Here is a 15,327-nt window from a genome sequence, read left to right on the forward strand (position 1 = left end):
GGCGCCAAGTGGCTGGTGCTGGCCTATGCGCCGTTGGAGCCGTGTTAGCGGGGCAGTCGTGCCCGGAACGGATTACTGTTCCGGGACCTCTCGGATACGCCCCTGCTCGTCGATGGCAACATACACAAACAGGGCCTCGGTGACCTTGCGCTGACGCTTGGCGTTGCGGTCCCGGGTCCATACTTCCACCCCTATCTTCATCGAGCTGCGTCCGATGTCCTGCAGCTCGCAGTAACAGCTCACCTGGGAACCGACCCGCAACGGCGAGAGGAATTCCATCCGGTCGATGGCCACGGTGGCGTTGCGGCCCAGGGAAACCCGGCCGGCGACGGTGGCAGCGGCCAGGTCCATCTGTTTGACCAGCCAGCCGGCGTAGACGTCGCCATTGGCGTTGGTGTCCGCAGGCAGAGGGACCACCTGGATGGTCAGCTCCCCCCTGGGGATCGGTTTGTCATCGTCGAGATTGCTCATGGAGACTACCCTTTTGCATTCTTGAAGTTGTATTCCGGGGGTCCCGGTTGTCTCAGCCTGCATGTTAATGGCGACAGCTCAGGTAGCAAGAAAAAACTGTGGCATCTATATTTCAGAGATTGTCACAAAGCTGTCATATAGTCTGCGTATTCTCCAACCATCGGCTCACCCGTGCCGTTTTGTCTGTGGGTCAGACATCAGCGTTTCGGTAGGCAACCGGACGGTATCTGGCTCGATCAGCACAATAAAAGCAGCTAAACAAGCTCATGTGAATGATGGAGACGTAACGTGATCAAACTGAAAGCAGCCCTCGCCAGCGTTGCTGTGGCCGGCGCCCTGGCTACCGTGTCCGCCCCGACCCTGGCTCGTGACACCATCAACATCGTTGGTTCGTCCACGGTTTACCCGTTCGCCACCGTCGTGGCCGAGCGTTTCGGTCGCAACACCAGCTTCCCGACTCCCAAGCTGGAATCCACCGGTTCCGGCGGCGGTCTGAAGCTGTTCTGTGCCGGTATCGGCACCCAGCACCCGGACATCACCAACGCCTCCCGTCGCATGAAAGCCAGCGAGTACGAGCTGTGCCAGAGCAACGGTGTTGAAGACATCGTGGAAGTCAAGATCGGCAGCGACGGCATCGTGCTGGCCAGTTCCAAGGAAGCCGAGAACCTGGACGTCACCCTGCGTCAGCTGTTCCTGGCCCTGGCCAAGGATGTCCCGAACCCGGATGGCAGCGAGGAACTGGTGCCCAACCCGTACCAGAACTGGAGCGACGTTGACGACAGTCTGCCCAACAAGCCGATCCGCGTAATGGGTCCCCCGCCGACGTCCGGTACCCGTGACGCGTTCAGCGAGCTGGCCCTGGAAGGCGGTTGCAAGACCTTCCCCTGGATCAAGGCCATCAAGAGCGAAGACAAGTCCCGTTACAAGTCCATCTGCCACAGCGTTAGGGAAGACGGCGCCTTCGTTGAAGCCGGTGAGAATGACAACCTGATCGTCCAGAAACTGACTGCCGACACAGACTCCTACGGCATCTTCGGCTACAGCTTCCTGGAAGAGAATTCCGGTACCCTACAGGCGGCCACCGTGAACGGCTTCGAGCCGACCATGGAGAACATCAGCTCTGACCAGTACCCGGTGGCCCGCTCCCTGTGGTTCTACGTCAAGAAGGCCCACGTGGGTGTGGTTCCGGGGATCCAGGAGTACGTCTCTGAGTTCGCCAGCGAAGGCGCATGGGGCGACAACGGCTACCTGGCCGACGTTGGTCTGATCCCGCTGGATCGTTCCACACGTATGGAGGCTTCCCGCCACGCCAACGCCCTGGAAACCATGACCGGCGACGAGCTGTAAGCAGTCGAACCAGGTCAGGATGACTGAAAAAGTGCGGGACGCAGGTCCCGCACTTTTTTGCGTATGTACGAAAAGGCCTGAGTGAAACGGCCCATCACGTTACACTATGGCTTTTTAAACAGTCAGGCGAGTGCCAGATACAGCTAGACACAGAGAGAAATCATGCAACCGGCCAATCTATTCCCGCTGATCGTGGTTCTGGTCGCCATCGCGTTTGCCCTGGGGCATGCGCGGTCGAGGGCCCTGGCGGCCCCGCTGGGCGGCATCCGGAACCTGAAGTCCCTGCCTTTCTACTACGCGGCCCGGGCCGCCATGTGGTGTGGTTTACCCGCGTTGATCGTGCTGGCCTGCTGGCTCGGCTTTGAAGGCAAGGTCATCCAGACCCTGGTGGTGGGCAGCCTGCCCGCGGAGTTGCGGCCGGATTCGGCCGGTAAGGCCAGCTTGGTGCTGTCGCAGATCAGTAACGTCGCCTCAGGAGCGCTGTCGGCGGATTTCGTGCCGGCCGCTATTGCCGACGCCGCCAACCGGCTGACCGAGCTGCGCGAAAACAGTCGGCTGATGATGACCCTGCTGGTGGTCGCCATCGCGGTGCTGGGGGGCTTCCTGGCCTGGCTGCGGATTGCGCCCCACATCAACGCCCGTGAAAAGTTTGAGACCACCCTGCGGCGCATCTTCTTTGCCTGTGCCGCGGTGGCCATTCTGACCACCGTGGGGATCGTGTTCTCGGTGATTTTCGAGACCATCCGTTTCTTCGGCAAGGTGCCCATTACCGAATTCCTGTTCGGCACCAGTTGGAGTCCACAAACGGCGATCCGCGCTGACCAGGTGGGGGCCGAGGGGGCCTTCGGCATGATCCCGCTGTTTGTCGGAACCCTGCTGATCTCGGTGATTGCCATGGTGGTGGCGGTACCGGTGGGGCTGCTGTCCGCCATCTACCTGTCCGAATACGCCAGCAAGCGCATGCGGGGCATCGTCAAGCCGCTGCTGGAGATGCTGGCCGGGGTGCCCACCGTGGTCTACGGTTTCTTCGCCGCCCTCACGGTCGCGCCCTTCATCAGTGACCTGGCCAGCGCACTTGGGCTGGAAGCCTCCGCCGAGAGCGCCCTGGCCGCGGGGCTGGTCATGGGGATCATGATCATTCCGTTCGTGTCGTCGCTGTCCGACGACGTCATCAATGCGGTGCCGCAGTCACTGCGGGACGGCTCCCTGGCCCTGGGTGCCACCCAGTCGGAAACCATGAAAAAGGTGATTTTCCCGGCGGCGCTGCCGGGCATCATGGGCGGTGTCCTGCTGGCGGTCTCCCGGGCCATCGGCGAGACCATGATCGTGGTGATGGCCGCCGGTCTGGCCGCCAACCTCACCGCCAATCCGCTGGAAGCGGTCACCACCGTCACCGTGCAGATCGTTACCCTGCTGGTGGGTGACCAGGAGTTTGACAGCGCCAAGACCCTGGCGGCGTTTGCCCTGGGCATGATGTTGTTCATCGTGACCCTGGTGCTGAATATCATTGCCCTTCATGTGGTTCGGAAATATCGGGAACAGTATGACTAAGCCTATCTCTGAGACCCATACCGGGTCCCAGGCGGAGATCGTCCGCCAATCGCTCAAGCGACGCTACCGGAAGGAAATGCGCTTCCGGGCCTATGGCATCGCCGCCATCTCGGTGGCCCTGCTGGCGCTGGTGGTGCTGTTTGCCGACATCATCGGCAAGGGCTACACCGGATTCCTGAAGACCACGGTGACCCTGGAGGTGACCTTCGATCCGGAGCTGATGTACCTTGAGGACGCCACCGATGAGATCGCCCTGCGCAACGCCGATTACCTGGCGCCACTGCTCAACGCCCTGAAGCGGGAGTTGCCGGACGTCTCCGGTCGTCAGCAGGAGCGGGCGCTGAAGGGGCTGCTGAGCAGCTACGCCTCCAGCGACCTGCGGGACCTGGTTGAGGCCGATCCTTCGGTGATGGGCACTACTCGAACCTTGAGCTTCCTGGCCAGTGACGAGGTCGATGTGTTCGTCAAACACCGGGATGATACCGACTACTCCATCCAACTCAGCGAGCAACAGCAGCAGTGGACCGACACCCTGCTGGAGCGTGGGGTGATCGAGACGTCCTTCAACGACCTGTTTTTCACCAACGGTGACAGCCGGGAGCCGGGCAATGCCGGGGTGTTGGGGGCTATGGTGGGCTCCCTGTTGACCATGCTGGTAACCCTGTTCCTGTCGTTCCCGATCGGGGTGGCAGCGGCCATCTATCTGGAGGAGTTCGCGCCCCAGAACCGGTTCACCGACTTCATCGAGGTCAACATCAATAACCTGGCCGCGGTGCCGTCGATCATCTTCGGCCTGCTCGGCCTGGCCATCTTCATCAACCTGTTCGGCATGCCCCGGTCGGTGCCGGTGGTGGGCGGTCTGGTGCTGATGCTGATGACACTGCCCACCATCATCATCTCCAGTCGCGCCGCCATCAAGAGTGTGCCGCCGTCGATCCGCGAGGCGGCCGAGGGCATCGGTGCCTCCAAGATGCAGGTGGTGCTCCATCACGTGCTGCCGCTGGCCATGCCCGGCATGCTGACCGGCTCGATCATCGGCATGGCCCAGGCGCTGGGGGAAACCGCCCCGCTGTTGCTGATCGGCATGGTGGCGTTCATCGTCGACGTGCCGGGGGGGTTCTTCGATTCGGCGACGGTGTTGCCGGTCCAGATCTTCCTGTGGGCGGGCAGCCCGGAACTGGGCTTTATTGAACGCGCGTCAGCGGCCATCATGGTCCTGTTGACCTTCCTGATCAGTATGAATGCATTGGCCATCTGGCTGCGCAAGCGGCTCGAGCGCCGGTGGTAAGGAGAATCCCATGAACAGCATGAATCCGAGTCTCAGTAACGAACAGGTCCAGCGGGATACGACGGAGGAGGTCAACGCGGCCGCCCAGGGCAAGCCGGCGGACAGTGTTATTGAATATGGCAAGACTGTGGGCACGCCGTTTTCCGACAACCCCAAGTTTTCCCTGCGGGATGTGGAGGTCTATTACGGTGATACCCAGGCCATTAAGGGCGTCAGCCTGGACATCGCCAAGAACGAGGTGATCGCCTTTATCGGGCCGTCGGGTTGCGGTAAGTCCACCTTCCTGCGCTGCCTCAACCGGATGAATGACAGCATCGACATCTGCCGGGTCAAGGGTCAGCTCGAGCTGGATGGTCAGGACCTGTACGATCCCAAGCGGGACGTGGTGGAGCTGCGGGCCCGGGTGGGCATGGTGTTCCAGAAGCCCAACCCGTTTCCCAAGTCCATCTACGATAACGTGGCCTATGGACCGCGCATTCACGGTCTGGCCAACCGCAAGTCGGAGCTGGACGATATTGTCGAGAACAGCCTGCGCAAGGCCGGCCTTTGGCAGGAGGTGAAGGACCGGCTGGATGCCCCCGCAACCGGCATGTCCGGCGGTCAGCAGCAACGTCTGTGTATCGCCCGCACCATCGCCGTCAGCCCGGAGGTGGTGCTGATGGACGAGCCCTGTTCGGCACTGGATCCGATCGCCACCGCCCGGGTGGAGGAGCTGATTGCCGAGTTGTCGGAGAGCTACACCATCATCATCGTCACCCATTCCATGCAGCAGGCGGCGCGGGTGTCCCACCGCACGGCGTACTTCCACCTGGGTCACCTGGTGGAGGTGAACGAGACCAACAAGGTGTTCACCGCGCCGGAGCATGAGCTGACTGAGTCTTACATCACCGGACGTTTCGGTTAATCGCGCCCGCTGACAGGATACGAGGAGAACAAAACCTATGCCACATCAAAAGGACGACGTATACGGTGATCACATTTCCCATCAGTTCAACGAAGAACTGGCGGAGCTGAAAACCGAATTCCTGAAAATGGGTGGGATGGTCGAGCAGCAGCTGAACGACGCGGTCCAGGCCCTGATCGAAAGCGATGGCCAACTGGCGGACGAGGTTCGCGCCCGCGACAAGGCCGTTGACCAGATGGAAGTGGACATCGACGAGGAAGCGACCCGGGTCATTGCCCGTCGCCAGCCCACGGCGCGGGACCTGCGGCTGGTGGTGTCGGTGATCAAAATGGTGGCGGACCTGGAACGGGTCGGTGATGAGGCCAAGAAGATTGCCAAATTCGCCATCGGGCTGGCGGAAGAGGGCAAGGCGCCCCGCGGCTATGTGGAGGTCCGTCACATCGGCAATCACGTGGCCACCATGCTGCACGACGCCCTGGATGCCTTCGCCCGCCTGGATTCCGAGCAGGCCCTGCAGATCATGAAGGAGGACAAGCGGGTGGATGAGGAGTATCAGGCGGCCACCCGCAGTCTGCTGACCTTCATGATGGAGGACACCCGCAACATCTCCCGCTGCATGTCGGTGATGTGGGTGTTGCGCGCCCTGGAGCGGGTCGGTGACCATGCCTGCAACCTGGCGGAGAACGTGATCTTCATGGCCAAGGGTGAGGACGTGCGCCATACCTCCATGGAAGAGGCCGAACGGGTGGTGGGACATACCACGGAGTGATCGTCGCTTCCCTCCTGATTGGGGACAGGTCTCGATTCTGTTCCCGATCTGAAAAACCGGCCGGGTTTGCCTGAGCCGGTTTTTTTGTGCGCGCTTGCCGGCCAGCGGCCTGGGGACAGAGTTGAAATCTGCCGCCGACGGGAGGGCCTTGGCTTTGGCGTTACGCCTGCTTCATCCGGTCGGTGTAGGGCGGCCAGCCAAAGGGCTTGCCGGCCAGCAGGTGCAGGTGCAGGTGAAACACCGTCTGGCCGGCATTCTCGCCGCAGTTCATCACCGTCCGGTAGCCGTCGTCGTCAAACCCCATGTCCTTGGCCAGTTTGGCCGCCACCAGGAACAGGTGACCGACCAGTTCGCGGTCTTCCGGTGCCAGGTCGTTGATGGTGGCGATGGCCTTCTTGGGAATCACCAGCAGGTGGACCGGGGCCTGGGGGTTGATGTCCTTGAAGGCCAGGCAGCGATCGTCTTCGTACACGATGTCGGCGGGAATTTCGCGGTTGATGATCTTGCTGAACAGCGTCTCTGACATGGCTCGTATCCTTGCGATCGAGGGGTGCCTCAGGCTTCGGTCAGCGTGATCCGAGGCCGGGCAGCCGGTTTGCGAGTAACTGCACCATGCGGGGCAGTGTCTCCTCAATGCCCATGGCGTACCGCGCCACCCGGTTTTTGGCCGCGGGCATGGCCTGTGCGAGGCCAAGCCCCAGGTTGCGGGCCAGGTGAAGCGGTGGAATTCGGTTGCTGAACAAATAGTAGAACAGATCCATCGCCAGCATCATGCGACGATTGGCGGGCCGGCGCAGATTCTCGTATCGCTGCAGCCATTGTGCCTGGCCGGGGTCCTGTCCGGCCCGGCGGCATTCGTGCAGCAGCCCCTGCAGACAGTCAGCGTCCTGGAAACCGAGGTTGACGCCTTGCCCGGCCAACGGGTTGATGGTGTGGGCGGCGTCCCCCACCAGCACAACCCGGTCGAGGTGATAGCGCTTGGCGTGCTGGCGGGCGATGGGGAAACTGGCGCGACCATCGACATGGGTCAGTCGGGGCAGGTCAGCAGGAAAGGCCTGCTGCACGGTGGCCAGAAACTCCCCTGCCGGGAGCGCCTTGAGGCGAGCCAGCGTGTCCGGGCTGTCGTACCAAACCAGCGAGGCCCAGCTCTCCCCGGGGTGGGTTTCGCCCGCGGTGTGCAGGGGCAGGAAGGCGCGGGGGCCCGAGGGATGGAACGCCTGCCAGGTGATGTCCTCCACCGCCCCCTGATAGCGAACCGACGCTACCAGCGCCTGTTGGCCGTACTGGTCCCGTTCGGTGCCGATGCCCGCCAGGGCACGGACCCGGGACTGGGCACCATCGGCGCCTACCACCAGGGCACTGTTTAGCGCGGTGCCATCCTCAAGGGTGACCATGGCAGTCTCGCGATCCGACTGCAGGGCCGCGACGCCCTGCCCCACCAGCAGGGTGACGTTGTCCTGGGCATCCGCCAGTTGCCACAGAGCGCGCTGGGTTACGCGGTTTTCCACGATGTGACCGAGGTGGCTGGTGTCGAGCCCGGTGGCATCGAAGACGGTTCGCGGTGCCTTGCCCGGCAGCAGGTTCTGTAGCGGGTGGGCGCTGGCGTCCCAGACCGCGAGGCGGCGATAGGGCGTCATGCGCATGGCCGCCATGATGGGCCAGGCCCCCAGCTTACGCAGGTAGCGTTCACTGCCAACGCTCAGTGCCGACACCCGAAGGTCCGGAGCGTCGCTGGGGGCAAAGTCGCTGGCACGCGCGCGATCGATGAGGGCCACCCGGTAGCCGCTCTGGCCCAGGCCGCAGGCAAGGGCGGCGCCAACCATGCCGGCGCCAACCACCACAATGTCAAAGGAGTGTGTCATAGAAAGGGCTTCCCGTCTGGAGAGCCCCAGTTTACGCGATGGGGCGTGTCAGACAAACCGGCCCGGTTGTCGAAAGCGGCCTGCTGGCTCAGTACCCGGCCATGCCGGTGGGACGGTCGCTGGCCGCAAGCTGACGGGGTTTACGGCTTTTACGCAACCAGGCGGGCTTTTGGGCGCCCGGTTTGGTGAAGCCCTGGTCGATCACCACCGGGTGCACCAGGTTGAGGAAGTCGGCGGTTTTCATGTGGATGGATTCGCTGTGGCTGCCCGCGGCAAACGCCAGTTCCGGTTGGTTGGTCAGTGCCTCGCAGCAATAGACGGACATGTCGAATAGGTTGCCGAACGGCGGCATGGCGCCCACTTCGCAGTCGGGGAACCGATCCTGGAATTCCTGCTCATCCGCCAGGTCGACGAAATCGGTATCCAGGACGTTGCTGAGCCGGTCCCAGCGAATCCGCCAGGTGGCGGGCATCACCAGCATGGCCATCTTGCCATCGAGCTCGATGATGACGGTCTTGACCACCCGGTCTCCGGCAATCTGAACGTGATGGGCCAGCTCCTGGGCGGTAAAGGCGGGGGGATGGGGCAGGCACATGTACTCCACATCCGCCTGGTCAAGGAATTCTTTCAACTGCTGTACCGGCATAGTGACTACCTCCTACCAGCAATGACAGCGTTCCGGCCTGCGTCCCGCGGGACGTCTGCCCGTGCGCAAGAAAGTGGCCAATGGGCACGATGACTTCCTTACCCGTCAGCTTAGCTGAGGCTGTCAGGAATGCGAGAGGTTTTAACCCCGTTTTGCGAAATGCCTCCCAGGTGGAAACAAACGGTAACAGGGGCGTCACAACGGGCGGGGGCAGGGCCGGGTTGTTGGGGCAACCCGGCCCTGCCGGTCAGTCGGCCTTGTACAGGTGCACGTCGCGCTGGGGGAACGGAATGGAGATGCCTTCGGCGTCGAAGGTTTTCTTGACGTTCTCCTGCATGTCGAAATAGAACGGCCAGTAATCGGAGGCCTTCAGCCAGACCCGCACGGTGAAGTCCACCGAGCTCTCGCCCAGACCGCCCACCACCACCATGGGTTCGGGGTCCTTCATGGCGCGCTCATCGCTGCCGATCAGCCGCTGGATGATCGCCTTGGCCTTCTCGATATCGTCGCCGTAGCCGATGCCGAAACTCATGTCGCAACGCCGGGTTTCGTAGGCGCTGAGGTTAATCAGGCTGGAGTTGGACAGGTTGCCGTTGGGAATCACGATGCGGCGGTTGTCGAAGGTGTTGAGGATGGTGTAGAGGATCTGGATTTCCACCACCGTGCCCAGGTAACCCTGGGCCTCGACCACGTCGCCCACCTTGAACGGCTTGAAGATCAGAATGAGCACGCCGCCGGCGAAGTTGGCCAGGCTGCCCTGCAGGGCCAGGCCGACGGCCAGGCCGGCGGCACCCATGACAGCAATAAAGGAGGTGGTGGCGATGCCCACCATCGAGGCCACGGAGATCAGCAGCAGGATCTTCAGGGTGACGCCGATCAGCCCGCAGAGGAACTTGCTCAGGGTCGGGTCCTTGGCGGTCAGCCGGGTTTCGAGCACGCCGACCAGTTTGCTGATCAGCCACAGGCCGATCAGCAAGGTAATGAGGGCCAGCACCACCTTGGGGGCATAGGCCATGACCATGGCCATGGCCTGGTCCATCAGTTCAGCGGCTTTTCCATCCGCTCCAAGCATGTCTTCCATCGAGGACTCCTTCTTTCCTGGTTCTTCTTTCCGATCATGCGCACAGGGTTGTTTACGGCCGAACGGGAGAGCTGGATGATGCCGGCCTGCGGTAGGTTATAGCAGAGTATCGTGACCGGCGGGTAGCAGGCAGGTGACTTTGGGGGCCAATAATGCCTTGATCGGACGGTTGTTTGTCCGGTTAGCGCCGGCTCCAGCCGAGGATCTCCGATGCGGTTCCCCGCACCGCCACCCGGCCTGCCTTCTGGCTCAGCTGGTAGTCGTACATGGGGTCGTAGTAGTCCGCCAGCAGGACCTCGATCCAGGCGTCGTGACCGCTGAGATCGTCCTGGGTCTGCTGCCGGTGCAGGGCGGCCGCCATGGTCTCGCGCAGCCGCCGGTGCCGCTCGCCCCCCAGCCGCTTGCGGATGCGGTCCAGGGCGCTGAGCAGGTAATCCTGGAAATTGGCCCAGCCGGCGGCCTCGCCATCCCGGTGCTGGAACTCGGCGAGCATGTTTTCGACGTAGTCTTCCCGGATGATGGCGATCCGTTCAACTAACGGGCGTTCCAGGATCATCAGGTCGGCCTGGGCCATTTTCTGGCGGAAGCTGTCGGGCAGGGCGCAGCGGCCGATCAATCGGCTCTCGTCCTCCAGGTACAGCGCACCGCCACGGCGGTGGCAGGCCTTGATCAGGGACACCGCCAGGGCATTCTCGAAGTCGATCTGGGACGGCTGTGGCGTCACATGGCGGCCGAAGCTGGAACCGCGGTGATTGGCCAGGCCTTCCAGATCGATGGGGTTGGGCAGCTGTTGCAACAGCCGGGTCTTACCGGTACCGGTGCGGCCGCTGAGGATGCGGAACTCGCTGGCCTGGGCCAGCTCTTCGAGCTGGTCGATCAGGAAGCGGCGCAGGGCCTTGTAGCCGCCGATGACCAGGGGATAGTCGATGCCGGCGTCCCGCAGCCATTGCTGGGTCAGGCGCGAGCGCAGTCCGCCCCGGAAGCAGTACAGGTAGCCGTCCGGGTGCTGCACCGCGAAGCGCTTCCAGGCGGCAATCCGTTCCGCCTTGATGTCCCCGGAAACCAGCTGGTGGCCCAGCTCGATGGCCTGCTGCTGGCCCCTGTTTTTGTAGCAGATCCCCACCCGGTGGCGCTCATCGTCGTTCATCAGCGGGGCATTGACGCTCTGGGGGAAGCTGCCTCGCAGGTATTCCACCGGTGCACGAACGTCCATCAGGGGCACATCGTTCAGGAACAGCTCCAGGTAGTTGTCGGTATCCGCTCTGGCCATCGCCACGCCCTCATCGCCACAAAATAACAGGGGCGCAGTATACCGGACCGGGGGAGTCGCTGAATAATCCCGTTGTCCATGCGCGAGCCCCAAACGCCAGGCCGATATTCAGGGAATCTCCGCGACGGCGTGAATCAGGGGGGATGCCCAGACGCCCATGGCGGTTTAGAATGCTCCGTTTTGACCAAGGGCAGAACCTGACATGTCGCCGGAACAGCTTGATCGACACCTCCAGCAAACCCTTCCCCATGGTCGGGTGGCCGAAACCCGGCCGGCCGGTTGCCCGGCTATCCGCCTGTACCTGTTCGACCCGGCTGTGCTCGAGGGGCCGTTGAGTCACGACGAGGCCCAGGCGGTAGTGGACGAGCCCGCCTACTGGTCATTCTGCTGGGCCAGCGGGCAGGTCCTGGCGGGCTGGATCCTGGCACACCCGGAACGGGTCGCTGGCAAGCGGGTGCTGGACTTTGGCAGCGGCTCCGGCGTGGTGGCCATTGCCGCAGCCCTGGCCGGTGCCCAAGAGGTCATCGCCTGTGACCTGGACCCGGCCGCGCTGGATGCGGCCCAGGCCAATGCGGCGCTGAACGGCGTGACCCTGTCCCGTTGTGAGGATTGGTATCGACGCCCAGGGGATCTGGATGTCATCACCGCGGCGGACGTGCTCTACGACCCGGACAACCGGCATTTTCTGGCGGAGTTTCGCAGCGCCGCCCCGTCGGTGCTGCTGGCGGATTCGAGGGTCAAAGTGCTGGGGGACGACACCTATCGTCGTCAGGCCGTCATCGAAGGGCGAACCTGGCCCGACCTGAATGAATTTGAGGAATTCAACCGGGTGAGGATCTATCACGCTGGTTCATGAAGCTGGCGTCCCGACGGCGGACAACATAGGGTAAGAAGCTCTTTCGTTACTAAGACCTCTGACGAGGAGGTCTCGGACCCGCTATGACACAATTGCACCCGGACATCCGCAATACCGCCAGGGCACTGATTATCAGGGAAAACGCCGTTCTGTTGCTGCGCAAACGGGGACCTGGGCGAGGGGAGTATTACACTCTGCCCGGCGGCGGCCAGCAAACCGGTGAAACCCTGGAGCAGACCGTGGCCCGGGAGTGCCTGGAAGAGATTGATGCCGAGGTCTGCCTGCAGGACCTGCTCTGGGTGGCGGATTATTTTCGCTGCCGCACCACCCGTCGTCACGTCATCGAAATGGTGTTCCGCTGTGATGTGCCCCCCCTGTACGAACCCCGCAATGGCAGCCAGCCCGACCGTTACCAGGTGGAGGTCTGCTGGCTGCGTCTCGACGAATTGGAGCGCCATACCCTGGCCGAACCCTATCTGGCGTCGGCCATGGCGAGCTACAGTGGGCAACAGGCTTCCCCGGTCTATCTGGGGTGCTTCCGTGACCCGGTCTTTGCCTGAGGATTATCGATCAGGATGGTTTGGGAGGGTCGGGAACTTCTGCTGCTGCGACACGGCAAGTCCGACTGGAGCCGCGAGCTGCCGGATTTTGATCGGCCGTTGAAAAAGCGGGGGCGTCAGGGCGCCCAGCGTATTGGCGCCTGGCTGCAGCAGGAAGCGTTGGTTCCGGACTATGTGCTGTCGTCACCGGCGGAGCGGGCCCGGCAGACCGCTGACCTGTGTTGCAAGGCCCTGGGCATGGACGCGGCCAGCGTGCATCCAGACCGGCGCCTGTACCTGGCCGACACGGCGGCGTTGAGGCGGGCGCTGGCCAGGGTCCCGGACGAATGCCGGCGGGTCCTGCTGGTGGGGCACAACCCGGGCTTGGAAGAGCTGTTGCTGGCGTTGGCCGAACCAGCACCGGAACGGACCGACGACGGCAAGCTGTTGACGACTGCCACGCTCGCCCATCTGCGGTTCGGCCTGTCGCACTGGCACAACCTGACTGCGTGCAGCGGAGAGTTGGTCCAGCTGGTCCAGGCCCGCTCACTCGATCACCGCTTCCCCTTTCCCCACGCCCACGAACGCCAGGAGTGGCGGCCGCGGCCCGCCTACTACTATCACCAGGCGGCGGCCATTCCCTATCGCTACTGCCACGGCCGGCTGGAAATCCTGTTGACCGGCTCCGGCAATGGTAAGCATTGGCGCCTGCCCCAGGGCGTGGTGGCACCCGGCCGCAGCGAAGCGAACACCGCGCGGGATCAGGCGCTGGCGCAGGGCGGGGTCGTGGGTGAGATCCAGCTGCCTTGCCTGGGTTACTTTCGCCGGGAAAAGTGGGGGGCGGACTGCGAGGTTGCGGTCTACGGCCTGGAGGTGGTGCGGGTACTGGAGGACGCTCAGTGGCCAGAGGCCCCGCGTGGCCGCCAGTGGCTGGAGGCGGCGCGGGCCAGCCAGCTGGTTCGCCAGCCGGGGGTGGGGCGTCTGATCACCAAGCTGGCTCGTCTGCTGGCCTGACCCGCTCGACGCTGGCAAAGCAAACAGCCAAGCAACAAAAAAAGGGCAACCCCTCGGGGCTGCCCTTGTGTCGGAACAGGTCGTGGCTTCCTTGCGCACGTGCGACCGCCTTGTCGCGTTATGTTGTCCTGATGCCAGCTCCGTGGCGCCAGCGTCCTGGCCGGCGATCCGAAAGTTATCCCTCAAGCTCGGCGTCCGTACGTCCCTGCTTCTCTCCGCATCCAGTTGCGGGGGTGCTTCCCAGCGGCTTCCTTCTCCCTGTCATCCTTGACGATTCCACTATAGCAATCGGCCGATGTTGTTTTTGTGACAGCGTCGTAGTGTTTTGGCCGGCGTCGGCGAACACTCAAGTTGGTCTTCTAAAAATCAATTGGTTGCGCTGTTCTGGTACGAACGTGCACAGTCTGCGCACGTCACATTGCCGAAAATTCTCACCGGCATGTGAGAAATCTCGCACGCGGTTCAGGGAGGATTTCGCAAATGCCGTTCTTGGCGAATGGCGTAGGCCTGCAGACGCGCCAGGACCGGCCAGAGCAACAGCCCCAGGCCGATGCCGGCAGCATCGGCCAGCATGTCCGCCGCGGAGAAGTCCCGGTGCTCAAGCTGGCCCTGGATCAGCTCAATGAGCAGTCCATAGCCGGCAAGGGCCAGCAGCGCCGGCAGCCGTCGGCCATGGGGCCAGCCCAGTTGCACCAGCAGGGTCAGTTCCAGGAAGGCCAGCAGGTGATTGACCTTGTCGATGGGCGCCGCCGGAATGGGGTAGGGCGAGCTGGTGGTGGCCAGGTACAGGATGGCCACCACCGACAGCACCAGGGCGGCACGCCAGAGGGACTGGAGGCGGACCAGGGTCAACAGTTGCAAGGTGATGGTTTTCATAGGGCATTCGGGCTGTGGACTCAGGCGCAACATGGTATGCTTTGCGCCCCGTTACTGTCATTACATTAGGTGCCACCAGCGGAGTGCCTGTCACCATGCTCAAAGGCAATTTCTTTCATGGCCTGGGTTATCTGGCGGAGGGGTTTCGCCTGATCCGGCAGCCCGGCCTGCGACTGTTCGTTATTATCCCCCTGTGTCTCAACATCCTGCTGTTCGCCCTCCTGTTCTACCTGCTCGCCGAATTTTTCTCCGTGCTGATTGCCACCGCCATGGGGTGGCTGCCGGACTGGGCCTGGCTGCAGAGCCTGGACTGGCTGTTCTGGATCCTGTACGGCGCGGTCATCCTGTTGCTGCTGGCCTACGGGTTTGTGATTGTCGCCAACCTGATCGGCTCGCCGTTCTATGGCTACCTGGCGGAATTGACCGAGAAACACCTGACCGGTCAGGAGGTTGGCGTGGACGGCGGCTGGACGCAGATCATCAAGGACATTCCCCGTGCGCTGTGGCGTGAGGTGCAGAAAATCCTCTACTACCTGCCGCGGGCCCTGGGGCTGTTCCTCATTGGCCTGATTCCCGTCGTCAACCTGGTGGCCGCGGTACTGTGGTTCCTGTTCAACAGCTGGATGATGGCGCTGCAGTATGTCGACTATCCCGCCGACAACAACCGGGTCAGTTTCCCGAAACTGCGGCAACAACTGGCCCAGCGACGGCTGTCGGCCCTGGGCTTCGGTCTGCCGGTGGCCCTGGCGGCCATGGTGCCGGTTCTCAATCTGTTCGTGGTGCCAGCAGCCGTGTGCGGCGCCACCGCTTTCTGGGTGCGTGAACCCCGCTTACCGTCAACGCAATAGTTCGG

General features: G+C 62.9%; 16 protein-coding genes. 9 read left to right on the forward strand and 7 right to left on the reverse strand.

Annotated elements, in window-relative coordinates:
* Positions 1 to 72: 72 nt before the first annotated feature.
* Entirely contained in the window at positions 73 to 471 is a 399-nt protein-coding gene (locus R3175_RS09720; RefSeq protein WP_318944076.1) for an acyl-CoA thioesterase, read from the reverse strand.
* Between the two features lie 288 nt (positions 472 to 759).
* Here R3175_RS09720 and R3175_RS09725 point away from each other — a divergent pair, with 288 nt between their 5' ends.
* From R3175_RS09725 to phoU, 5 genes are all read left to right on the forward strand, one after another.
* Positions 760 to 1,818, forward strand: coding sequence for a substrate-binding domain-containing protein (locus R3175_RS09725; RefSeq protein WP_318944077.1), 1,059 nt, complete (start codon positions 760 to 762; stop codon positions 1,816 to 1,818).
* Between the two features lie 162 nt (positions 1,819 to 1,980).
* On the forward strand, positions 1,981 to 3,369 hold the full coding sequence (gene pstC, locus R3175_RS09730; RefSeq protein WP_318944078.1) for a phosphate ABC transporter permease subunit PstC: 1,389 nt from the start codon (positions 1,981 to 1,983) through the stop codon (positions 3,367 to 3,369).
* Complete coding sequence (pstA, locus tag R3175_RS09735) at positions 3,362 to 4,657, forward strand: phosphate ABC transporter permease PstA (RefSeq protein ID WP_318944079.1); 1,296 nt, start codon at positions 3,362 to 3,364, stop codon at positions 4,655 to 4,657. The genes pstC and pstA overlap by 8 nt, the downstream gene beginning before the upstream one ends.
* A gap of 10 nt (positions 4,658 to 4,667) precedes the next feature.
* The gene (pstB, locus tag R3175_RS09740) at positions 4,668 to 5,561 is read left to right on the forward strand and encodes a phosphate ABC transporter ATP-binding protein PstB (RefSeq protein ID WP_318944080.1); all 894 of its coding nucleotides are present in this window, start codon (positions 4,668 to 4,670) and stop codon (positions 5,559 to 5,561) included.
* A gap of 37 nt (positions 5,562 to 5,598) precedes the next feature.
* Positions 5,599 to 6,330: a phosphate signaling complex protein PhoU gene (gene phoU, locus R3175_RS09745; protein WP_318944081.1), complete on the forward strand. Its 732-nt coding sequence runs from the start codon at positions 5,599 to 5,601 to the stop codon at positions 6,328 to 6,330.
* Between the two features lie 160 nt (positions 6,331 to 6,490).
* Here the strand turns inward: phoU and R3175_RS09750 are convergent, their stop codons facing one another.
* The 5 genes from R3175_RS09750 to mnmH form a co-directional block, all read right to left on the reverse strand.
* Entirely contained in the window at positions 6,491 to 6,856 is a 366-nt protein-coding gene (locus tag R3175_RS09750; RefSeq protein ID WP_318944082.1) for a histidine triad nucleotide-binding protein, read from the reverse strand.
* A gap of 40 nt (positions 6,857 to 6,896) precedes the next feature.
* Complete coding sequence (locus R3175_RS09755; RefSeq protein WP_318944083.1) at positions 6,897 to 8,192, reverse strand: FAD-dependent monooxygenase; 1,296 nt, start codon at positions 8,190 to 8,192, stop codon at positions 6,897 to 6,899.
* Positions 8,193 to 8,280: 88 nt separating this feature from the next.
* Positions 8,281 to 8,838 carry a YbaK/EbsC family protein gene (locus R3175_RS09760; protein ID WP_318944084.1) on the reverse strand — a complete coding sequence of 186 codons (558 nt, stop codon included), beginning with the start codon at positions 8,836 to 8,838 and terminating at the stop codon, positions 8,281 to 8,283.
* Positions 8,839 to 9,085: 247 nt separating this feature from the next.
* The gene (locus R3175_RS09765) at positions 9,086 to 9,919 is read right to left on the reverse strand and encodes a mechanosensitive ion channel family protein (RefSeq protein WP_318944085.1); all 834 of its coding nucleotides are present in this window, start codon (positions 9,917 to 9,919) and stop codon (positions 9,086 to 9,088) included.
* A gap of 181 nt (positions 9,920 to 10,100) precedes the next feature.
* Complete coding sequence (mnmH, locus tag R3175_RS09770) at positions 10,101 to 11,189, reverse strand: tRNA 2-selenouridine(34) synthase MnmH (protein ID WP_318944086.1); 1,089 nt, start codon at positions 11,187 to 11,189, stop codon at positions 10,101 to 10,103.
* Between the two features lie 202 nt (positions 11,190 to 11,391).
* On the opposite strand from mnmH, the gene R3175_RS09775 reads away from it, so the two are divergent.
* The 3 genes from R3175_RS09775 (at position 11,392) to R3175_RS09785 (ending at position 13,598) form a co-directional block, all read left to right on the forward strand.
* Positions 11,392 to 12,045 carry a class I SAM-dependent methyltransferase gene (locus tag R3175_RS09775; protein WP_318944087.1) on the forward strand — a complete coding sequence of 218 codons (654 nt, stop codon included), beginning with the start codon at positions 11,392 to 11,394 and terminating at the stop codon, positions 12,043 to 12,045.
* Between the two features lie 83 nt (positions 12,046 to 12,128).
* Complete coding sequence (locus tag R3175_RS09780) at positions 12,129 to 12,605, forward strand: NUDIX domain-containing protein (protein WP_318944088.1); 477 nt, start codon at positions 12,129 to 12,131, stop codon at positions 12,603 to 12,605.
* A 15-nt stretch (positions 12,606 to 12,620) separates the two neighbouring features.
* The gene (locus tag R3175_RS09785) at positions 12,621 to 13,598 is read left to right on the forward strand and encodes a histidine phosphatase family protein (protein ID WP_318944089.1); all 978 of its coding nucleotides are present in this window, start codon (positions 12,621 to 12,623) and stop codon (positions 13,596 to 13,598) included.
* Positions 13,599 to 14,060: 462 nt separating this feature from the next.
* Here R3175_RS09785 and R3175_RS09790 read toward each other — a convergent pair whose 3' ends face one another.
* A complete protein-coding gene (locus R3175_RS09790) occupies positions 14,061 to 14,474 on the reverse strand; it encodes a VanZ family protein (RefSeq protein WP_318944090.1) in 414 nt (137 codons plus the stop codon).
* Positions 14,475 to 14,569: 95 nt separating this feature from the next.
* Here R3175_RS09790 and cysZ point away from each other — a divergent pair, with 95 nt between their 5' ends.
* On the forward strand, positions 14,570 to 15,322 hold the full coding sequence (cysZ, locus tag R3175_RS09795; RefSeq protein WP_318944091.1) for a sulfate transporter CysZ: 753 nt from the start codon (positions 14,570 to 14,572) through the stop codon (positions 15,320 to 15,322).
* Positions 15,323 to 15,327: the final 5 nt, after the last annotated feature.

This window comes from Marinobacter sp. (genome assembly GCF_033722735.1).
GTDB lineage: Bacteria > Pseudomonadota > Gammaproteobacteria > Pseudomonadales > Oleiphilaceae > Marinobacter.

Bases quoted from the DNA above. Each gene is read 5' to 3' on its own strand.
- R3175_RS09720 (WP_318944076.1), bottom strand. From the start codon at position 471: ATGAGCAATCTCGACGATGACAAACCGATCCCCAGGGGGGAGCTGACC.
- pstC (WP_318944078.1), top strand. From the start codon at position 1,981: ATGCAACCGGCCAATCTATTCCCGCTGATCGTGGTTCTGGTCGCCATC.
- pstA (WP_318944079.1), top strand. From the start codon at position 3,362: ATGACTAAGCCTATCTCTGAGACCCATACCGGGTCCCAGGCGGAGATC.
- pstB (WP_318944080.1), top strand. From the start codon at position 4,668: ATGAACAGCATGAATCCGAGTCTCAGTAACGAACAGGTCCAGCGGGAT.
- phoU (WP_318944081.1), top strand. From the start codon at position 5,599: ATGCCACATCAAAAGGACGACGTATACGGTGATCACATTTCCCATCAG.
- R3175_RS09750 (WP_318944082.1), bottom strand. From the start codon at position 6,856: ATGTCAGAGACGCTGTTCAGCAAGATCATCAACCGCGAAATTCCCGCC.
- R3175_RS09755 (WP_318944083.1), bottom strand. From the start codon at position 8,192: ATGACACACTCCTTTGACATTGTGGTGGTTGGCGCCGGCATGGTTGGC.
- R3175_RS09760 (WP_318944084.1), bottom strand. From the start codon at position 8,838: ATGCCGGTACAGCAGTTGAAAGAATTCCTTGACCAGGCGGATGTGGAG.
- R3175_RS09765 (WP_318944085.1), bottom strand. From the start codon at position 9,919: ATGGAAGACATGCTTGGAGCGGATGGAAAAGCCGCTGAACTGATGGAC.
- mnmH (WP_318944086.1), bottom strand. From the start codon at position 11,189: ATGGCCAGAGCGGATACCGACAACTACCTGGAGCTGTTCCTGAACGAT.
- R3175_RS09775 (WP_318944087.1), top strand. From the start codon at position 11,392: ATGTCGCCGGAACAGCTTGATCGACACCTCCAGCAAACCCTTCCCCAT.
- R3175_RS09780 (WP_318944088.1), top strand. From the start codon at position 12,129: ATGACACAATTGCACCCGGACATCCGCAATACCGCCAGGGCACTGATT.
- R3175_RS09785 (WP_318944089.1), top strand. From the start codon at position 12,621: ATGGTTTGGGAGGGTCGGGAACTTCTGCTGCTGCGACACGGCAAGTCC.
- R3175_RS09790 (WP_318944090.1), bottom strand. From the start codon at position 14,474: ATGAAAACCATCACCTTGCAACTGTTGACCCTGGTCCGCCTCCAGTCC.
- cysZ (WP_318944091.1), top strand. From the start codon at position 14,570: ATGCTCAAAGGCAATTTCTTTCATGGCCTGGGTTATCTGGCGGAGGGG.